This is a genomic window from Streptococcus oralis subsp. dentisani (assembly GCF_002096685.1).
GTDB classification, from domain to species: Bacteria; Bacillota; Bacilli; order Lactobacillales; family Streptococcaceae; genus Streptococcus; species Streptococcus oralis_AD.
On sequence record NZ_NCVA01000041.1, the window covers coordinates 325,722 to 344,183 of the forward strand.

Here is an 18,462-nt window from a genome sequence, read left to right on the forward strand (position 1 = left end):
TTTCTCCTTTTTATTTGGCTTCATCCGAGTGACAGGTTGGCATGCCTGTAACCAAGAAGAAGTTATTTGTCTTTACGACAGTTCTTATTCTACCAAGAAGCAGGGACTTTGTCAACTGATTTACTATTTAAAACCGTGAATTACTCTACTGATTTCAGGGCTTCAAGCATATCCACTTTTCTCAAGTGGCGATTGACAAAGAGACCTAGTAAAGTCAAAATCACAGTCACTGCGACGATTGGAAGAGCATAGACTTCCCAGCTGACTTGTGGATAAAAGAGTATGGTGGCCGGTGAAATCATTTGAATCAAAAATTGATGTAAATAGTGGCCGGCTACCAAACCGAGAGCAATTCCCACAAGGGACAGCACTATGGTCTCACGGTAGATATAGAGGGTTACTTCTTTATTGTGGAAACCGAGAACCTTGATAGTCGAAAGTTCACGAATACGTTCTGCCACATTGATGTTAGTGAGATTGTAGAGAATGACAATGGCTAGTAAAACGGAAACAAGGACAAGGATTGCCATGGTTTTATTGAGCGAACTAGCCACGGATTCAAAGAGATGGATGGCAGTCGCATTTTGGACCACCCCTGAAACAGCAGCTTCTTCCATGAAGGTAGCAGCTTCTTGCTCCGTATTGGAAGGTGTTGGATCTTTTAATTTTACTAGGTAGGTATTGTCCTGTGGAATAGTGCCGTAGACTTGTTCGTAAGTCGCTCGGTTGAGATAAACAAAGTGTCCAACATAGTTTTCAGAAATAGCCGCGACCTTAATTTCCTTCCCATCAAGCTCCAACTTGTCTCCAATCGTAACACCTGATAGTTGGGCTAATTTTTGACTCACGACCGCTCCATCGGTGACCTGCACCTCTCGCCCATTTTCCTCTAATGTGATAAAGGGTTTGAAGTCTTCGCCACTAGTAACCATCATGGTAATCGTTTGAAGTCCTGCTTTTCCTTTGAAATCTTTTTCAATGGATTTAGAGTAAATCTTTTGGTAAGCATGGATAGGCTCAGCTTGCAAGGCACTTTCTAGATCTGCTTTTTCTTTCTCACTCGCACTGCTCTTTTCTGCCACAATCATCTGGTATTGCTGGATTTGTTCAAATTGACGCTCCACAACTCCTCCCACAGAAGACTGAATGCCAAGACCTGCAAATAGGAGAGCAACCGAACCTGCAACTCCAAAAATGGTCATCAACATCCGTTGCTTATATCGGAAAATATTTCGCGCTGTGACCTTATGAGTGAAGCTCAAACGACTCCAAATAAAGCTCAAGCGTTCCAGCAAAATCTTTGATCCTTTAACGGGAGGTTTGGGAAGCAAAAGTTGGGCTGCTTCATCGTGCAATTCCCTCCGCGCCACCAGATAAGCCGGCAAGACACTGGATACCCAACTCAAGGCTAGGGCAAGGAGGCTATAAGACCAGTAGAAATACTCCTGACTTTTCCCAACGACCATTCCAGCTGTTATAACATCCGAAATCACGCCTGCAAGGAGATAATGTCCTAGAAGCGTTCCTAAAATGGTTCCCACAGTTCCTGCAAAAAAACCATAGAGGACAAACTTGGCAACAATATCTTGATTCCGGTAACCTAGAGCCTTGAAGATACCAGCATTGGTACGTTCTTCGTCTACAAAGCGAGTCATAGTAGTAAAGGTCACCATTGCAGCAACCATATAAAGTACCACGGGGAAGATATTCCCGACAGAACGAATACTTGCTGAAGCGTTACTGTACATGAGATAGCCTTGACCACCTGGCATGGTTTGGCGGTTGTATACATGGTAAGTCGGCTCTACCAGTTCATCAAGCTCCTTCTGGCGCTGTTCAAGCTTCTCTTTTTCCTTAGTTAGAGCACTCTCTGTCTGATCCAGTTTTTCTTTTTCTGTAGCCAATTCTTCCTTAGCTTTTGTCAATTGCTCCTTGGCTTGACTCTTTTGAGGCTCAGGTAAAGCGGTCACTTGTTCTTCTTGCGTTTTCAATCGACTTTCAGCCTGCTCTAACTGACTCTTGCCTTTTTGAAGGTTATTTTCAGCTGTTTGGAGCTGTTCTTTTCCATCTTTCAAACTCTTTTGCCCATTTGTTTTGATGCTTGCCAATCGTTTTTGACCATTATCAGCCAGCAAGTCTTGCAAGTCTTCCTGATGTTGATTTCGTTTGGTCCTATAGTCTGATGAAAAAGCATCCAGATTTTTTAAATCATCATAGCGCACACGCGCAATACTGTACACTTCTGTATCAAACTGACTGGCTACAATCACTCCATAGCCAGCCAAACTTCCATTTCCACTACTAGCACTCCCTAAGTCTTCTTGAGAAAGCATCTCACCCGACTGAACAAATCCAGTAATGGTGAAAGTTTGGGATTTCAAAAGGGACTTCCCCTCTTCTTTCTTGCTAAAGGTGATAGTCTGTCCAATCTGATAGCGGTCTTTCCAGAAATCAGCCAAGGCAATTTCCCCATCAGCCTCTGGAAGTCGCCCTTCTGTCACTTGGAAGGTTGAAATGCTCTCTGTTTTGGAATAAAGTCGAACCGCTTCTTCACTATTTTCAACGGTTAGGTCTGCCATATAGCCAAACTCAACACTTGCTCTTTGAAGTGTCTTTAGTTCGTCTTGGTCTTCTTTGTCCAAGCCATAATCTGCTATCACGGCCAGATCCAGAGTATTGGCTTTACGGAGATAATCTTCTGCCGTACGTTCCATGTTTGGACTGGCCACTTTGAGGCCAACCAGAGCTAAAGAACCCAGCATCATCAAGGTCAAGATAGAAACAAAGCGTCCTTTTGAAGTCGTCACTGACTGGAGCAAGTCTTTTCGGTATGTTTTTTTCATGCTAATACTCCAATGTATCGATATCCTGCGGATGCTCATTGACCGTCATGCTCTTAACCGTGGCATCGCGCATGTGAATCACCCGATCTGCAATAGGAGCTAGCGCGCCATTGTGGGTCACGATAATCACCGTTGCTCCTTTTTGACGAGACATATCTTGGAGAATCTTCAAGACTTGCTTCCCCGTCTGGTAATCCAAGGCACCTGTCGGTTCATCGCAGAGGAGAATTTTAGGATTCTTGGCTACTGCGCGTGCGATGGAAACTCGTTGTTGCTCCCCTCCAGAAAGCTGGGCTGGAAAGTTATTGAGGCGATGAGCCAGACCTACATCTGTCAAGACCTGCTCAGGATCCAAGGCATCAGCTACAATTTCTGAGGCCAACTCTACGTTTTCCTTAGCTGTCAGATTGGAGACCAGATTGTAAAACTGAAAAACAAAGCCTACATCTTCACGACGATAGTTTGTTCGTTGGTGCGAACTATAGTTGGCGATATTGACACCATCAATCCAAATCTCCCCCTCATCATTGGTATCCATACCTCCTAAAAGATTGAGAACTGTTGATTTTCCAGCACCTGAAGCACCTAGAATGATAACCAGCTCCCCCTTTTCAATTTCAAAATTCACATCACGATTAGCCACAATCTCCGTATCCCCAACCTGGTAACGCTTGTAGCTGTGTTTCATTTCAATATAGGCCATCGTCCTTCCCTCTTTCTTACAATCAAGTCACTCTTTACTATCATTATAACGCTTTTTTAACTAGTTGAAAACTAGAAGCAAACACAAAAAAGCCTAGGAATTCCTAGGCTTTCTGTTTATAGATTATTTTCCAAGGTAGTATTCAGAAACTACGTTCAATTTTTCGTCAAATTCGAATACCAATGGTGGGAAGTTAGGGATTTCCACGTCCATGATTTCGTCGTCTGACAAGCGTTTGATGTGTTTTACAAGGGCACGGATTGAGTTACCGTGAGCTCCTACAAATACGTTTTTACCATCTTTAAGAGCTGGAGCGATTTTATCTTCCCAGAATGGAAGGGCACGTTCCAAAGTTACTTTCAAGTTTTCAGCATCTGGGATAACTGAGTCGTCAAGTGAAGCGTAACGACGGTCAGTGTGCGCTGAGTGCTCATCGTCACGGTCCATGTTTGGAGGCAATACATCGTATGAACGACGCCAGATGTGTACTTGCTCATCACCAAATTGTTCAGCAGCTTCAGCCTTGTTTTTACCAGTCAAACCACCATAGTGACGTTCGTTCAAGCGCCATGATTTTTCAACTGGAACCCACAATTGGTCAGCAGCTTCAAGAGCCAAGTTTGTAGTTTTGATCGCACGTTTCAATACTGAAGTGTAAGCTTGGTCAAATTCGATACCAGCTTCTTTGATCAATTTACCAGCGTCAATCGCTTGTTGTGTTCCTTTATCAGACAAATCAACATCAGCCCAACCAGTGAAAAGGTTAGCTTTGTTCCATTCAGACTCACCGTGGCGAGCAAAAACCAATTTTACCATTAGATGGATTCTCCTTTAATTTTTCGAGGTTGTCCTCGTTTATCTATTCCATTTTACACAATTTTTCACAAAAAAGCTAGTGAAAATCAACGAAAAAGAGGAGAGCTTATCAGTCTTCTCTTTATCACACTGTCATAATTGTTCTCGATAGACGATGAAATAGTCCCGTCCAAATAATTGGAAAACTACTACTCTTCAATTACAAATTTTTTCAATGTTCCAAAGTAAAGTGAACCACCAATAATGGTTAGAATTCCACCTACCCATCCCAAAAATGGAATCAAGCCGACCGCACCACCTACAATGAGCAAAACAGAAGGTGCATTCGTAACACGTTCATCATCTTTATAATAAACTATAGCCACAATTCCCAATACTAAAACAGCAATTTAAACCAATGACAAAATAATTGAGAGCCCTGTCAATGTCCCAACCGTTACATCTGCGTCTTCAGTTGCCGCAGCAGCTCCAATAGCCATGATAAACATGATGACTGGCCCTAAAAGCAATACAATTCCTGAAATAAGACCAAAAATAGCGTTGACACGAGCAAGTGTATTTGTTTTCATAATAATCTCCTTAAAATTTTTATAGGTATTATTCAATCATAATTTATCTAAAAATTAAACAGTCTTATAAAATTTTATAATAAATATTGGTTTTCAAAAAATAATTTTAAGTTCTATAGTCTCTTTATAATTAGTGGAAATATAAAATTATGAGAAAACTGAATAGTTGATTATGTTAATTATCTACACGGACAGGCCAGGAAGAACTTCATTTGAGGAAATGGACTAGTAAATTTTCCCATGATAAAACGCATAATATCAAAGCACTTGAACTCTTGATATTACGCGTTTTTATGATTTTAGCGACCTTTCTCAGTCTATTCTGATTATTTCGCTTCAAATCCTTCTGCGACTGCATCCGCAAAGTTTTCTTCTACGATGCTTGCACAGTGGTCACAGATAACTGCATGGTAACTGCGTTCAGCAGTAGTTGGATCGATACGACGACAACGGTCACAAACTTCACCTGCAGCGCGTTCAACTGTGAAGGCAACATCCTCAAAGCTAACTGCGCCTTCTGGAGCTGGTCCTTCTGCAATAGTCAATTCTGACACGATCAAAAGTTGAGCTACATTGCTATCCAATGCTCCAAGAAGAGTTTTCACCACTTCATTTGGATAAACTGTCAAGTGGGCTTCGAGTGATTTACCGATTACTTTTGCATTACGAGCTTCTTCCAAGGCTTTTTGAGCTTGTCCACGGAAGTCCATGAAAGTTGACCATGTATCCAAGATTTCTTCTTGGTTAGCAAAGGTTTGAGCCTCTGGCAATTCTGACAATTGGACGAAGTCTTCAGCTTCAAACTCTAGGTATGACCAGATTTCTTCCGCAGTGTGAGGAAGGATAGGTGTCAAGAGTTTTGTGATTTTGACAAGGATGTCATAAAAGACAGTCTGCATTTGACGACGTTCGAGTGATTTTGCACCTTCAATGTAGACAACGTCTTTGGCGAAGTCAAGGTAGAAGGCTGACAAGTCAACGTTGATAAAGTTCACCAAGGCCTTGTAGATTGTCAAGAATTCGAAGTTTGCATAAGCGTCACGAATGGTCTTAACAAGTTGGTTAAAGCGGATAGTCATGTACTTATCAACAGAACGAAGCTCTTCGTAAGAAACCGCATCTTCAGACGGGTTAAAGTCAGATGTGTTAGCAATCAAGAAACGAAGGGTGTTACGGATCTTACGGTAGGTTTCAGAGACTTGGCTCAAGATATCCATAGAAATACGCACGTCGTTGCTTGAGTCTACACTTGTTACCCAGAGACGCAAGATTTCCGCACCAAATTGTTTTTCTACATCGCTTGGAGCAATGGTATTTCCAAGAGATTTAGACATCTTTTCACCTTTACCATCAAGGGCAAATCCTTGCGACAAGATTTGTTTGTATGGTGCTACGCCATGGTTGGCAACTGATGTGATGAGTGATGAGTTGAACCAACCACGGTATTGGTCAGAACCTTCTAGGTAAAGGTCTGCTGGGTATTTGAGTTCTGGACGGTTTACCACAACTCCATTCCATGATGAACCTGAGTCGAACCAAACATCCATGATATCCGTTTCTTTCTTGAACTCGCCATTTGGTGAACCTGGATGCGTAAATCCTTCTGGCAAGAGGTCTTTGGCATCACGTTCCCACCAGACAATAGAGCCGTGCTCTTCAAAGAGTTGAGCCACGTGTTCAATGGTCTCAGCTGTCATGATTGGCGTGCCGTCTTCGGCATAGAAGATTGGTAATGGCACACCCCAAGCACGTTGGCGAGAGATGACCCAGTCGCCACGGTCACGAATCATGTTGTAGAGACGCACTTTCCCCCATTCTGAGTGAAATTTCACTTTTTCAATTTCATCCAAGATTTCTTGGCGGAATTTAGATACAGAGGCAAACCATTGTGGCACTGCACGCCAGATGATTGGTTTTTTCGTACGCCAGTCAAATGGGTAGGAGTGAGAAATTTCTTCTTGAGCAAGAAGAAGATTACCAAGTTTCTCGATAACAGTTGGAACAACCTTGTCATAGAACTGACCTGCAAAGTCAGGACCAGCATTTTCCATCATAATCCCGCGTTCATCAACAGTGACAAACACTTCCAAGCCATTGGCAACCCCAACATTGTAGTCGTCCTCACCAAAACCAGGGGCTGTATGGACGATACCAGTACCAGAGTCAGTCGTAACGTGGTCACCAAGGATTACCAACTCATCTACAGCTGTATCCCATGGGTGAGCTGTCACAATGTGGTTCAATTCTTGACCACGGTAGGTTGCCAAGACCTGAACATCAGCCCAACCAAATTTCTCAGAAAGACTATTCAACAATTCTGAAGCAATCACAAACTTACGAGATTCACCAGCTGGTTGTACGACTACGTAGTCAATATCCGCTCCAACAGTCAAACCACGAGAAGCTGTGATGGTAAATGGAGTAGTTGTCCAAACAACGATGTAAGTATCAGTATCTAGGACACCTTTTCCGTCTTTGACACGGTTAGCATAGTAAAGGGAAGTTGAAAGCAAGTCATGATATTCAATTTCTGCTTCTGCAAGAGCTGATTCAGATGACCATGACCAGTAAACTGGCTTGGCACCACGGTAGATATAGCCTTTTTTAGCCATTTCACCGAAGACACGGATTTGAGCTGCTTCATAGTCTGGAGTCAAAGTCACATAAGGATTTTCCCAGTCACCAGAAACACCCAAACGTTTAAAGTCTTCACGTTGTTTATCAACTTGAGAAAGAGCGTACTCGCGGCAAAGTTTCAAGTACTCAACCAAGTTCATTTCTTTACGTTTCACGCCTTGTTTTGCCAAGACTTGCTCGATTGGCAAACCATGTGTATCCCAACCTGGGATGTAAGGCGCATAAAAACCTGACATCGATTTTGAACGAACAATAATATCTTTAGAAATCTTGTTCATGGCGTGCCCAACGTGGATATTTCCGTTGGCATAGGGAGGTCCATCGTGCAAGGTGAAATGCGGTTTTCCTTGGTTCAATTCTTGACGACGTTGGTAAAGTTTCGCTTCATCCCACTCTTTTTGCCATAGTGGTTCTTTGGTTGGCAAGCCAGCACGCATAGGAAAGTCTGTTTTCCCTAAATTGAGGGTTTCTTTAAGTTTCATTGTTACTCCTTTAATTTAAATTGACAAATTAAAAACCACGAATCGCTAAAAAGGACGAAAATCGTGGTACCACCTTTGTTCGGAAAAAGACTTTGTCTTTTCCCCTCTTTTCCCGTAACGTGGGGAACGTCCTGTCTTACTGCTTTCAGACTGGATTGCTTGAGAGGATAATCTGACCACTAGGGATTGCAGGACTCACACCGTCTCCTACTCGCTGGAAATATAGTTGGTTAAATCTTGTTCTCACATTTATTTCTTATAATATTGTAACGGATTCTTGTTGTGCTTCATGTTTAGTAGTTGAAGAAGCAGTTCCAGTTGCTGATGGCGATACTGAGAAATACTCTGTCACGATTTCTGAATCCTCATGTTGTGGCTCAACTGAATGAGACTGTATCTCTTCTACAACCGTATTGATATCTAACACATGACTTTCCGCTTGATTGTTAATCTGCTGAGCTTCAAACTCAGCTAATTCTTTGTTACCTGCTTCGATGCGGGCTTGTAACTCAGCCATTTCTTCAGGTGAAAATTGGCGAGTCACATCAATCGGCTCTTCTTCTGGTTGCGAAGGAACAGCTTCTCCCAAGACCTCACCTACGACTTCCTTGAAGGCTTCATCACTTGTTTGGAGATAAGTCGCAGTCGGACGAAGAATATCTTCCCAATCTGAAGATTCGACAATTGCCAACTGGCTCTCAATCGTAGACTTGAGGCGTTGATGGAATACACGACTCTTGTTCTTCAACTCTTCTGTCTCAACAGCTACTTTCTTAGCATTATCTGTTGCCTGACGTAGGATTTCATTAGCCTTGTATTTTGCCTCTTCAAGGAGGCGCTGGGCATCTTGCTCAGCCTGTTGAATAATATTGTTTGAGCGCTCTTGAGCAGCTTGCTTTACACGTTCAGCCGTATCTTGAGCAATCAAAACAGACTGGCTCAACGAATCCTTCATCTCATCAAAGTAAGATAAGCGCTCTTCTAAACTTCTAATGTGTCTTTCCATTTCGTGATTATTGCGGACTAAGTCCTCGTAATCACGAACAACAATATCAAGAAATTCATCTACTTCTTCTGGATCAAACCCTCTGAATTTCGTAGAAAAGGTTTTATCTTTAATTTCTAATGATGTAATTGGCATACTTTTCCTCACTTACTTAATAATAATTGGATAGTCAGTTTTATCTTATCCCTTTTAGTTTGCCCATTTTCTTTGACAATCTTCAGACGACCAAACTTTCTCACACTAATCAAATCCCCTACAGCTACTAGATAATCTAATTTTTCAATGGAGTGGTAGTTTACCTGAACAGATTTTTTCTCTATGAGTTGACTAGCCTGCTTTCTGGATAATTTCAAGGCACTTGATAAGAGGGCATCCAAACGAAAACTGGAAATCAAAATATCTTGTTCTTGATAATTGATCTCAGATATGATTTTATCGGTGAAAGGACATTCCTCCAGCGACACAGGTAGTCTGGCAATCTTTTGTATCCCGTCCTGAAACAGAGGGATAAAATCACGATTGACAAAAATCTGTGCTCTCTTTTCATCTACCAAGATATCACCAAAGAGCTTACGATCAATTCCTAGTTGATTGATGATTGTCCCCAAAATCTTTGCATGTGTTAGCTGTTCAAACCTACTTGGATAACGGATCTCTAACAATGCCATTTCAAAATCTGACAGTGTCGGACTGAAATAGTCTGGATACAGAAGGACACGGACAAATTCTGTATGGATATATTCTCCGCTACTCACACAGCCCAGTCCATAGGTCCCAGCCAAAATCCTCAGTATCTGTTCCTGATGCGGGTTGACAAAAGCAGTGAGGACCGGAGTATAAGTATCTTCCACCCGCTTGATCCACTCTAATCCCTTATCAATAAAGGGAGCATCATCAAGAGAAAAGTGCTGGTAAATCGCTTTATTTGTCATCATAGTATCAACAAGAAACGAATCAAGCTGTCACCCAAAAAACGGACGATTAAGATTGCTAGCCAAATGGATAAATCCAAACCTCCAAATTGTAAAGGTAAACGGCGAAGTGGATCAACAATCGGTCTAATCAGCTTTTCCAGTAAACGTTCTAGTGAACTACCATAAGAATTTGGAAACCAAGAGAGGAGTGCATAGATTAACAAAAGCAGGGAATAGATATTCACTGCATTTTGGATTAGACGAATCAGAAAAATCATTATTTCGCTCTACTTCGTTTAATATCAAAACCAAATTCTGCACTTTGAGAATCATCAGGCAACTTGATATCTTCAATATTCACAACCACATTGACTGGTGTCAACAAATACATTGTACTCGCAACTTTTTTCAGATTACCTGCCAAAACATGACGGGCACCGTCCAGATAATCTAAACAACGACGAGCCTGAACTTCTGTCATGTACTGGAAGTCAATCAAGATACTTTCATTTCCAGCCAATAAATCCACAATCTCTGTTGCATCCTCATATTTTCTAGGATAACGAACATCAATCGTTACTTTTTCATCTGTACGATGACTTTGCATAGCCAATTCTTGTTGGCGAGCATGTAAGCGAGTGATGTTAGCATCTCTTGAAGTGCTTGATTGAAACTGCGCTGGCAGTTCTTTAGAAGCTGAACTGGATGAAGCAATCATCTGCTCATCCTGAGGTTGATAAGTCGCAGTTGTTTCTTCCCCATCTTCTGTAAAATAATCTATAAATTTATCAAATCTATCTTTTAAAGACATAGATCTCTCCTATTTAAAAAATGCTGTGCCAATTCGAACAAAGGTCGAACCAAATTGAATCGCTTCCTTATAGTCACGACTCATGCCCATGCTCAACTCTGTCATCGGCATATTAGGAATTTGTTTTTCCCTAATTTCTGCTTGCAGTTCCTGAGTTTTCTTGAAAATTTGTTTCAATTCATCAGAATCTGCCTCAAAAGGAGCCATGGTCATCAAACCAACATACTCAATCTGATCTAGCTGAGCTAAGTCTGGCAAAAGTTCTAGTAATTCTTCTTTTGAAAAACCGTGCTTGCTTTCTTCTCCTGAAATATTGACCTGTAGGAAACACTTGATAACATGATCTGTTCTCTTTTGAATCTCCTGTGCCAATTTAAAGGAATCTAAAGCATGAAAGTAATCCACAAAAGGGATTACTTCTTTGACCTTCCGTCTTTGTAGCGTTCCAATCAAATGCCAAGTGACAGGGAAGTCCTTTAACGTCTGATATTTTTCTAAAAATTTATCAACACGATTTTCACCAATATGATGAACACCAAGGGGAAGCAGGGCTTCCGCTGTTTTTACGTCCACATATTTCGTCACTGCAATAATTGAAACAGAAGCTGGATCACGATTGGCTTCTCGGCTAGCTTCAGCGACCTGCTGAAAAACGAACTCTGTATTTTTTTTCAAATCCATTGATTAACGATTCTTGAAGAATGGAGGTGTGTCCAACTCATCTTCGTCCTGATAAGTCGGTGCTTCGAAACGTTCTACAGGTGATACGACTGAATCAGTTTGACGAACGATTGATTCACGACGCAAGTCCCAATCACCAAAAGCAGAAGATTGACTTGTTTCAAAGCGTCGTTGGCTTTGTTTTGGTAATTCTGCTGTATCTTCTAGGTCAAAATGACGATCAAAATTTTGAGGGTGCGGTTGTCTTGAGGCTTCACGACGAGCCGCTTGTTTTACTGGAGAACCAACAACTTTTTCTACATGTTCTTGACGAACACCAGTCGCTACAACAGTAACACGGATTTCATCTTTCATGCTTTCGTCAATAGAGGTTCCAAGCCAGATATTCACTCCCTGACCAGCTGCTTGGTTGACGATTTCTGAAGCTTCTTCTGCTTCAATCAATGTTAAATCAAGACCACCAGTAACGTTGACGATGACATCCTCTGCACCATCGATAGTTGTTTCAAGAAGTGGAGAGTAAATTGCTTTACGAGCCGCTTCAACAACGCGTTCTTCACCACTACCGATACCGATACCCATAAGGGCATTTCCTTTGTTTGCCATTACAGTTTTCACGTCAGCAAAGTCAAGGTTGATCAAACCAGGGTTGGTAATCAAGTCTGTAATCCCTTGAACACCTTGGCGAAGAACGTTATCTGCTTCACTAAGAGCTTCAAGAAGCGGTGTCTTCTTGTCAACAATTTCAAGCAAATTGTTGTTTGAAATAATCAACAAAGTATCAACATGTTCGCGAAGTTCGTTGATTCCTTCTACAGCGTACTGACCACGTTTGCTTCCTTCAAATCCAAAAGGACGTGTCACAACACCTACTGTAAGGGCACCTAAATCTTTAGCAATACGTGCAATAACAGGGGCAGCTCCTGTACCAGATCCACCACCCATACCAGCAGTGATAAAGACCATGTCTGCCCCGCTAATCGCTGCTGTCAATGCTTCTTCGCTTTCTTCAGCAGCCTTACGACCAACCTCAGGTCGACCTCCAGCACCCAAACCACGAGTCAACTTTGGTCCGAGTTGGATAACTGTTTCAGCTTTTGTACTGCTTAAGGCTTGTACGTCTGTGTTCGCCGCAATGAATTCTACGCCTGAAACACCTTCGTCGATCATGCGGTTAATAGCATTACCACCGCCTCCACCGACACCAATTACTTTAATAACTGCACCTTGAGCAGCTGCTGTATCAAATGAAAATGTCATAATTTCTTTTCCTCTTTTATTCATCAAACATGCTTCCGATCAAGCTACGGAAACGGTCTGTTAATTTCGGTTTATCTTGAGAACTTGCTTGGAATTCGTCTCTTGGAGCAAGGCCACTGTCAGGTGTGATTTCAGTTGCTGCAGTAGCTGGTTGCACTGGAGTTGATTGTATAATCGGTGTCACACTTTGATTTGAAACACCAAAATTAATTGGTTTTTGACGAAGGAATTCATCTCCTCTGACTGCCTTTTGAGCCAGAAGATTCACTTCTGTCAATTTACCTGCGAACTCAGACAAGCTGATCACATGGGCAAAAGCAGGGTTGCGAATTCCCACTTGATTTGGCACATAGAGTTTCACTCGAACACCAAACACCTCTTGCGCCAATTCGACAACTCCTGGTAAAATCGCATTTCCGCCGATCAGAACGATACCACCTGGTAGATCCAACAAGTGTCTTCTGTCTAACTCCTGTTTAATTTGATCAAAAATATGTTTGATACGTGCTGAAATAATTTCTGCTAAGTAACTTTCTGTCACTTCAACGGGCTCTACTTCACCAATGACTTCAACTTGGAAAGTCTCGTTACTTGCTAGTGGAACATAAGCTTCACCATAGTTGAGTTTCAAACTTTCTGCGATTTTTTGGGAAGTTTTTAAGACTTTGGAAATGTCTTTAGTGACATATTCTCCACCTTCTTGATAAATATTTGTAAATTGCAATTCTTGATTGCGAATGGTTGCAACTGTAGTCTGTCCACCACCCATATCAATCACTGTCGCGCCAAACTCACGTTCTCCCTCATTAAGAACTGAATTTACAATCGCTAATGGTGAGATGATGACGTTGTCAACATGAATTCCCACACGCTCCACGGTTTTACGAAGATTATGAAGGATAGTGCGAGGTCCTGTGTAAAGCAAACCACGCATTTCCAAACGCACCCCCATCATCCCACGAGGGTCACGAATACCTTGGAAGCCATCTACGATAAATTCTTCTGGAATGAAAGTAATCACTTCACGATCAGGCGTCATGCTCTTAGTCAAAGCTGATTTGACAACATTCTCTACGTCTTGATCTGTAATTTCTTTTGTATCTGATGTTACAGGAATCATTCCTTGAGTTGGTTCAACCTGCAAGAGATTTGCTGGTAAACCAACATTGACAGACTTGATTGAAATTCCTGCCTTCTCTTCTGCCTGGGAAATTGCGGATTTAATTGCTGAAGCAGCAGCCTCAATATCAACGATAATCCCGTCTTTGACACCTTTACTCTTGGCATTGCTAACGCCAATTACATTTACTTCACCATCTCTATGTTCGGCAACCAGCACTTTGATGGAGCTAGTTCCGATATCTAAGCCTGTAAAAAAACCATCTCTAGTCATTACATTGCGTCCTCTCTGTCTTCCAAGTTTCTCACTTCTATTTTCAATAACTGTGACGAGACACAGCTATTCACAAAATATTATAACACAAAAAATCCAATCGTGCTTAGTTTTTCATAAATTTCCTCTAGGTTTTTTGTAAAAGTCTTTTAAACAATTTTTCTCAGGAGCAATCATTATTTTTATATCCTTACAGCTATATTTTGCATATTTAATCAAAAAAAGAGAAGGCCTTTTTAAGCTTTCTCTTGAATCATTTTTTCTGCTCTTTGTTGCAAAAAGACCTCTAGTACTTTTGCAGTCAAGCTGATAGCTGCTACCAACACACTGGACACGATGATGTAATTCGCCAATAGTCCGTGATTCCCCACTAGTGGTGGTTTATTTAAAAAACCATAATCCCCACCTACAACCAAGTTGACAACTCCTATCAAGGCATTTAGAGAAAATGTAATCACTGTCACATTCTTCAAATTGAGCAGGGAAGCTTCATAATTCTTAAACAAGTATAGGAGCGCATTCCCCAAAAGTGCCACATGCCCGATGATAAAGGACAGGATGGTCACGTGTGGAAACGGATAAGGGTCAAAGAGTGGGTATGCCAGAGCTGCAGTTGCTCCAAAGGTTCCTAGAAGTGCAAAGTATTGCTTGTACTTGGAAGTCCCTGGAATCAAGAGCATAACAAACATGGCGATACGGCAATGATAGAAAGGCAAACTTTCTGATAAGGGCATTTGATTGCCCCAATACCAGCTATACAGAACAATCAGTTGAAGAGACTGAAGGATCTGAATGAAGCGCTGGTAAGCCACCTTGTCGCGGTAACGATATGAAACATAGAAAGTAAGAGCCAGTAAACATAACAAACCAATATACCAGTGGAGTTCAAACTGGGGCGGTTCTGATATCTGTGTGGTAAATAATTGTTCCCACAAATTCATATTCTATTCCTCGTTCATCTAGCCAGAGCAGTAGAAAGTTCACTGCCCTAGTTTTTATTTTTTGAAAAAACTTGATTCTATGACATGCATAGAACACTTGCGTCTTAAATTCGCAACCTATTATATCATTTGTATCGCAGAAATGCATCTTACAAACACCCTTTTTTGATTTGCAGATTTCTCTAGCATAACCTAATCAATATATTGGTCTCTTTGTCCTTTATAAACCTGCCAAAGAATCTCCATTTGTTCCTTGGTGATGCGTTTTTCAGATAAGGCTGGCAATTGGTTAATGGCAAAAAATTGAAGCTCAGCAATTTCTTGATTCTCTTGAAATCGTCCCTCAATGAGTTGGCATTCAAACACAAACTTTGCATATTGTTTGCTCTGTAGTTGGAAACGATTGGTGTCAAAAACTGCAAGTAACCTTTCAGCTTTTGCTGTAAAACCGGTTTCTTCTTCAATTTCCTTAAGAATATTTTCGGTTGGAGAATAGCCGACCTCACCAAAGCCACCTGGCAAAGACCAGCTATCCTCTCCTTGTCCCCTAACCAGACAAATCTTTTCATCCTCAACAATCCAAGCACGGACGTCCATCAGAGGAGTTGCATAAGCACCAGTTGGTCTCAGGAGCTCTGTTACTTCCTCTTGCTTTAGTTCTGTAGTTTCTCTCAAAATATCAGATAAGATCGCACGTAAGTCCTCGTATCGCTCACAGTCAAAAGGATCTTTTGTGAAGGTTAATCCAGTATCCGTAATGGCTAGCATTCTTTGCAGATACTTGGTAAAATCACTTGCATTCATTTTCTAAACTTTCTACCAACTTGGCTAGATTCATAGAGTTCGAGCCTTTGAGCAAGATTTGGTCATTGGCACCAAGGCTTGCCTTAACCTGCTTGACAAGACCTTCAAATTGGTCCTCGTCGGCTGTTTTTTTGAAGTAATAAACGTGGCCGATTGGGAACATTTGACTGGCCAGTTGGGCCAATTCAGCAATGTCTTCCCCGTAGAAAATAACCGTATCAAGCACATCGGGCGAGAGGCTCAAAATCATCTGGTTATGGAGTTGGACAGACTGGTCTCCAAGTTCTTTCATATCTGCCAAAACCGCAATTTTCTTGCCACCTTCATTAGCTGGAATAGCAGAGAAAGTCTCTAAAATTAGCTTCATAGCAGTTGGATTGGCATTGTAAACATCTGACAGAATATCTGCTCCGTTGGCAGCTTTCTTCCACTCGGTACGATTACGGGTCAATTCTAGGTTCTGAAAGGCCTGATGAATCTGTTCCTCTGAAACTCCTTCTTGTAGGGCAACATAAGATGCAATCATAGCATTGGTGGCATTGTACTTACCTGTCACTGGCAAATCGAGGGCTTGTTCCAAGAAATTGGCCTTAAAGGTCAGACTATCCTTGCGTTCGACCAAGTCTGTGATTTCCAATTCTGCCCCTTGCCCAAAACGAACCACCTTTTTATCAGCTGGCAAGTAGTCCTCTACAATGGAGTCGGCTGGTGCCAAAAGCAAAGAACCTGAAGCCATACCATCTGCAATTTGCATTTTTCCTTTGGCAATCTCTGAACGGTCTTTGAAAAAGGCCAAATGAGCTTCTCCAACCAAGGTCACGATGGCTGTCTTAGGATGAGCCAATTCAGACAAGAGATGAATATCTCCCAAGTGGTCCTGCCCCATCTCCAAGACCAACTTTTCTGTTCCCTCAGGCATATGAAGAACTGTGTAAGGAAGGCCTATCTCATTATTGTAGTTGCCTTGAGTTTTGTATGTCTTATAGGTTGTTGACAGTAAATGCGCCAACATATCCTTGGTCGTTGTCTTGCCATTTGAACCTGTGACCGCAAAGACATCAACTGCCGTTTTTTCAAGATAGTAGGCTGCGAGGGCTTGAAAAGCAGTCAACACGTCGTCTACTAGAATGTAGGGATGACCTTCTACTTCCTTCTCAGACAGGGTTACTGCTGCACCATTTTCAAAAGCTGTTTCGATAAAGTCATGACCATCACGCGCACCTTTGAGTGGCACAAACAAATCTCCCGTCCCAATCAAACGACTGTCAAACTCAGCCTTTTCTAACTGAACGTCCGCAAAAAGACTGACATCATTTTTAGCTCCAACAGCTTGGGCGACTTCATGGATTGTTAATTTCATTTCTACTCCTTTAAAAAGGGTTGAAGTCCGAGAACTCTAATCACCTACAGTGACGATTCCGGCTTCTACCCCTCTCTTCCATCTTTATAGCAAATGCGCTTCGTGCTTGTTAAAGCTCTCCTTGGCAAGGTCAACCAAACGCTCGATTAGTTCTGAATAGCTGATTCCCATATTATCCCAAAGTAGTGGGTACATAGACCACTGGGTAAAACCTGGCATGGTATTGAGCTCGTTTAGGAAAACCTCGCCCTTATCTGTATAGAAGAAATCACAGCGAGATAGACCAAGACCACCGATCGCACGGAAGGCAGTTTCTGCATTTTGACGCATGACAGCTACTACATCATCACTAATCTTGGCTGGGATGTCCATGGTAATCTTGTTGTCAATATACTTGGCATCGTAGTCATAAAAGGCAACATCCTTGACCACTTCACCAGGAAGTGTACTCTTGACATCGTAGTTTCCCAAGAGACCAACCTCAATTTCACGAGCATTCACTCCTTGCTCAACCAAGACACGGCTGTCATATTGGAAGGCAAGTTCCAAAGCTTGACGGAGTTCTTCTTGGTTTTCAGACTTAGAAATACCGACACTTGAACCCATGTTTGACGGTTTCGTGAAGACTGGATAAGTCAATTTTTCTTCAACTTCAGCGATTTTAGAAGTCACATCATCCCCTTCGACGATAGCCACATAAGGAACTTGGGCAATCCCTACAGATTCTAAAACTCGCTTGGTCGTGATTTTATCCATGGCAAGGCTTGATGACAAGATATTGCAGCCGACATAGGGCATTTTCAAAACTTCCAAGAATCCTTGAACTGAACCATCTTCTCCCATTGGACCGTGAAGAACTGGAAAGACCACAGCACCTTCTTCATAGATGGCACTTGGCGCGATTTTCTTGTCCCAGTCAATGGTCGCATTGGTCATGAGACGATCTTCTTGACCTGGAGTCTGGCTAAATTCTTGCGTTTTGATAAAGTCACCTGACTGACTGATAAAGAAAGTCTTGACTGTGAAACGGTCGTAGTTGACCGCACGCATGACACTCTCAGCTGATAGTACAGAGACCTCACGCTCTGCACTCCGTCCACCGTATAAAAGAATAATTGTTTGTTTCATATTACTGTCCTATTTTCTAATAGAATACTCGCACCTTAGTATATCATATTTGCTTCTTTTTTGAAACTTGAACATGGTACTGATAGTAAAGAAATATAAAAAGAGACCGATAAC

General features: G+C 41.9%; 15 protein-coding genes and 1 pseudogene. All 16 read right to left on the reverse strand.

The window, feature by feature from the left end; genetic code table 11:
• Nucleotides 1-140: 140 nt before the first annotated feature.
• The 16 genes and pseudogenes from B7705_RS08310 to B7705_RS08385 all read right to left on the reverse strand — a co-directional run bounded on the left by B7705_RS08310 (nucleotide 141) and on the right by B7705_RS08385 (nucleotide 18,348).
• A complete protein-coding gene (locus B7705_RS08310; RefSeq protein WP_193431911.1) occupies nucleotides 141-2,849 on the reverse strand; it encodes an FtsX-like permease family protein in 2,709 nt (902 codons plus the stop codon).
• Nucleotides 2,845-3,546, reverse strand: coding sequence for an ABC transporter ATP-binding protein (locus B7705_RS08315; RefSeq protein WP_084948945.1), 702 nt, complete (start codon nucleotides 3,544-3,546; stop codon nucleotides 2,845-2,847). The genes B7705_RS08310 and B7705_RS08315 overlap by 5 nt, the downstream gene beginning before the upstream one ends.
• Nucleotides 3,547-3,669: 123 nt before the next feature.
• Nucleotides 3,670-4,362: a phosphoglycerate mutase gene (locus B7705_RS08320; RefSeq protein ID WP_000240121.1), complete on the reverse strand. Its 693-nt coding sequence runs from the start codon at nucleotides 4,360-4,362 to the stop codon at nucleotides 3,670-3,672.
• Between the two features lie 188 nt (nucleotides 4,363-4,550).
• A pseudogene (locus B7705_RS08325) lies at nucleotides 4,551-4,931 on the reverse strand (hypothetical protein).
• Nucleotides 4,932-5,257: 326 nt separating this feature from the next.
• Entirely contained in the window at nucleotides 5,258-8,050 is a 2,793-nt protein-coding gene (ileS, locus tag B7705_RS08330) for an isoleucine--tRNA ligase (protein WP_084948947.1), read from the reverse strand.
• A gap of 256 nt (nucleotides 8,051-8,306) precedes the next feature.
• Nucleotides 8,307-9,191 (reverse strand): DivIVA domain-containing protein, encoded by an 885-nt coding sequence (locus B7705_RS08335; RefSeq protein ID WP_142358233.1) that lies wholly within the window; start codon nucleotides 9,189-9,191, stop codon nucleotides 8,307-8,309.
• An 8-nt stretch (nucleotides 9,192-9,199) separates the two neighbouring features.
• Nucleotides 9,200-9,991, reverse strand: coding sequence for a YlmH family RNA-binding protein (locus tag B7705_RS08340; protein WP_084948948.1), 792 nt, complete (start codon nucleotides 9,989-9,991; stop codon nucleotides 9,200-9,202).
• Nucleotides 9,988-10,248: a YggT family protein gene (locus B7705_RS08345; protein ID WP_000576497.1), complete on the reverse strand. Its 261-nt coding sequence runs from the start codon at nucleotides 10,246-10,248 to the stop codon at nucleotides 9,988-9,990. Before B7705_RS08345 ends, B7705_RS08340 begins: the two co-directional genes overlap by 4 nt.
• Nucleotides 10,248-10,781, reverse strand: a complete 534-nt coding sequence (locus tag B7705_RS08350) for a cell division protein SepF (RefSeq protein ID WP_084948950.1) — start codon at nucleotides 10,779-10,781, stop codon at nucleotides 10,248-10,250. Before B7705_RS08350 ends, B7705_RS08345 begins: the two co-directional genes overlap by 1 nt.
• Before the next feature lie 9 nt (nucleotides 10,782-10,790).
• Nucleotides 10,791-11,462 carry a YggS family pyridoxal phosphate-dependent enzyme gene (locus B7705_RS08355; RefSeq protein ID WP_084948952.1) on the reverse strand — a complete coding sequence of 224 codons (672 nt, stop codon included), beginning with the start codon at nucleotides 11,460-11,462 and terminating at the stop codon, nucleotides 10,791-10,793.
• Nucleotides 11,463-11,465: 3 nt separating this feature from the next.
• A complete protein-coding gene (gene ftsZ, locus B7705_RS08360; RefSeq protein WP_084949234.1) occupies nucleotides 11,466-12,722 on the reverse strand; it encodes a cell division protein FtsZ in 1,257 nt (418 codons plus the stop codon).
• A 16-nt stretch (nucleotides 12,723-12,738) separates the two neighbouring features.
• The gene (gene ftsA, locus B7705_RS08365; RefSeq protein WP_000196334.1) at nucleotides 12,739-14,115 is read right to left on the reverse strand and encodes a cell division protein FtsA; all 1,377 of its coding nucleotides are present in this window, start codon (nucleotides 14,113-14,115) and stop codon (nucleotides 12,739-12,741) included.
• Nucleotides 14,116-14,351: 236 nt separating this feature from the next.
• Nucleotides 14,352-15,056 carry a YwaF family protein gene (locus B7705_RS08370; RefSeq protein WP_084948953.1) on the reverse strand — a complete coding sequence of 235 codons (705 nt, stop codon included), beginning with the start codon at nucleotides 15,054-15,056 and terminating at the stop codon, nucleotides 14,352-14,354.
• A 192-nt stretch (nucleotides 15,057-15,248) separates the two neighbouring features.
• Nucleotides 15,249-15,860 carry an NUDIX hydrolase gene (locus tag B7705_RS08375; protein WP_084948955.1) on the reverse strand — a complete coding sequence of 204 codons (612 nt, stop codon included), beginning with the start codon at nucleotides 15,858-15,860 and terminating at the stop codon, nucleotides 15,249-15,251.
• Nucleotides 15,847-17,220, reverse strand: a complete 1,374-nt coding sequence (locus B7705_RS08380; protein ID WP_084948957.1) for a UDP-N-acetylmuramoyl-tripeptide--D-alanyl-D-alanine ligase — start codon at nucleotides 17,218-17,220, stop codon at nucleotides 15,847-15,849. The genes B7705_RS08375 and B7705_RS08380 overlap by 14 nt, the downstream gene beginning before the upstream one ends.
• Nucleotides 17,221-17,304: 84 nt before the next feature.
• Nucleotides 17,305-18,348 carry a D-alanine--D-alanine ligase gene (locus B7705_RS08385; protein WP_084948958.1) on the reverse strand — a complete coding sequence of 348 codons (1,044 nt, stop codon included), beginning with the start codon at nucleotides 18,346-18,348 and terminating at the stop codon, nucleotides 17,305-17,307.
• Nucleotides 18,349-18,462: the final 114 nt, after the last annotated feature.

What these genes read in the sequence shown, in the direction of transcription:
- B7705_RS08385 (WP_084948958.1), bottom strand. Translation starts at nt 18,348, where the DNA reads ATGAAACAAACAATTATTCTTTTATACGGTGGACGGAGTGCAGAGCGT.
- B7705_RS08380 (WP_084948957.1), bottom strand. Translation starts at nt 17,220, where the DNA reads ATGAAATTAACAATCCATGAAGTCGCCCAAGCTGTTGGAGCTAAAAAT.
- ftsA (WP_000196334.1), bottom strand. Translation starts at nt 14,115, where the DNA reads ATGACTAGAGATGGTTTTTTTACAGGCTTAGATATCGGAACTAGCTCC.
- B7705_RS08345 (WP_000576497.1), bottom strand. Translation starts at nt 10,248, where the DNA reads ATGATTTTTCTGATTCGTCTAATCCAAAATGCAGTGAATATCTATTCC.
- B7705_RS08370 (WP_084948953.1), bottom strand. Translation starts at nt 15,056, where the DNA reads ATGAATTTGTGGGAACAATTATTTACCACACAGATATCAGAACCGCCC.
- B7705_RS08315 (WP_084948945.1), bottom strand. Translation starts at nt 3,546, where the DNA reads ATGGCCTATATTGAAATGAAACACAGCTACAAGCGTTACCAGGTTGGG.
- ftsZ (WP_084949234.1), bottom strand. Translation starts at nt 12,722, where the DNA reads ATGACATTTTCATTTGATACAGCAGCTGCTCAAGGTGCAGTTATTAAA.
- B7705_RS08335 (WP_142358233.1), bottom strand. Translation starts at nt 9,191, where the DNA reads ATGCCAATTACATCATTAGAAATTAAAGATAAAACCTTTTCTACGAAA.
- B7705_RS08355 (WP_084948952.1), bottom strand. Translation starts at nt 11,462, where the DNA reads ATGGATTTGAAAAAAAATACAGAGTTCGTTTTTCAGCAGGTCGCTGAA.
- B7705_RS08320 (WP_000240121.1), bottom strand. Translation starts at nt 4,362, where the DNA reads ATGGTAAAATTGGTTTTTGCTCGCCACGGTGAGTCTGAATGGAACAAA.
- B7705_RS08350 (WP_084948950.1), bottom strand. Translation starts at nt 10,781, where the DNA reads ATGTCTTTAAAAGATAGATTTGATAAATTTATAGATTATTTTACAGAA.
- B7705_RS08375 (WP_084948955.1), bottom strand. Translation starts at nt 15,860, where the DNA reads ATGAATGCAAGTGATTTTACCAAGTATCTGCAAAGAATGCTAGCCATT.
- B7705_RS08340 (WP_084948948.1), bottom strand. Translation starts at nt 9,991, where the DNA reads ATGATGACAAATAAAGCGATTTACCAGCACTTTTCTCTTGATGATGCT.
- ileS (WP_084948947.1), bottom strand. Translation starts at nt 8,050, where the DNA reads ATGAAACTTAAAGAAACCCTCAATTTAGGGAAAACAGACTTTCCTATG.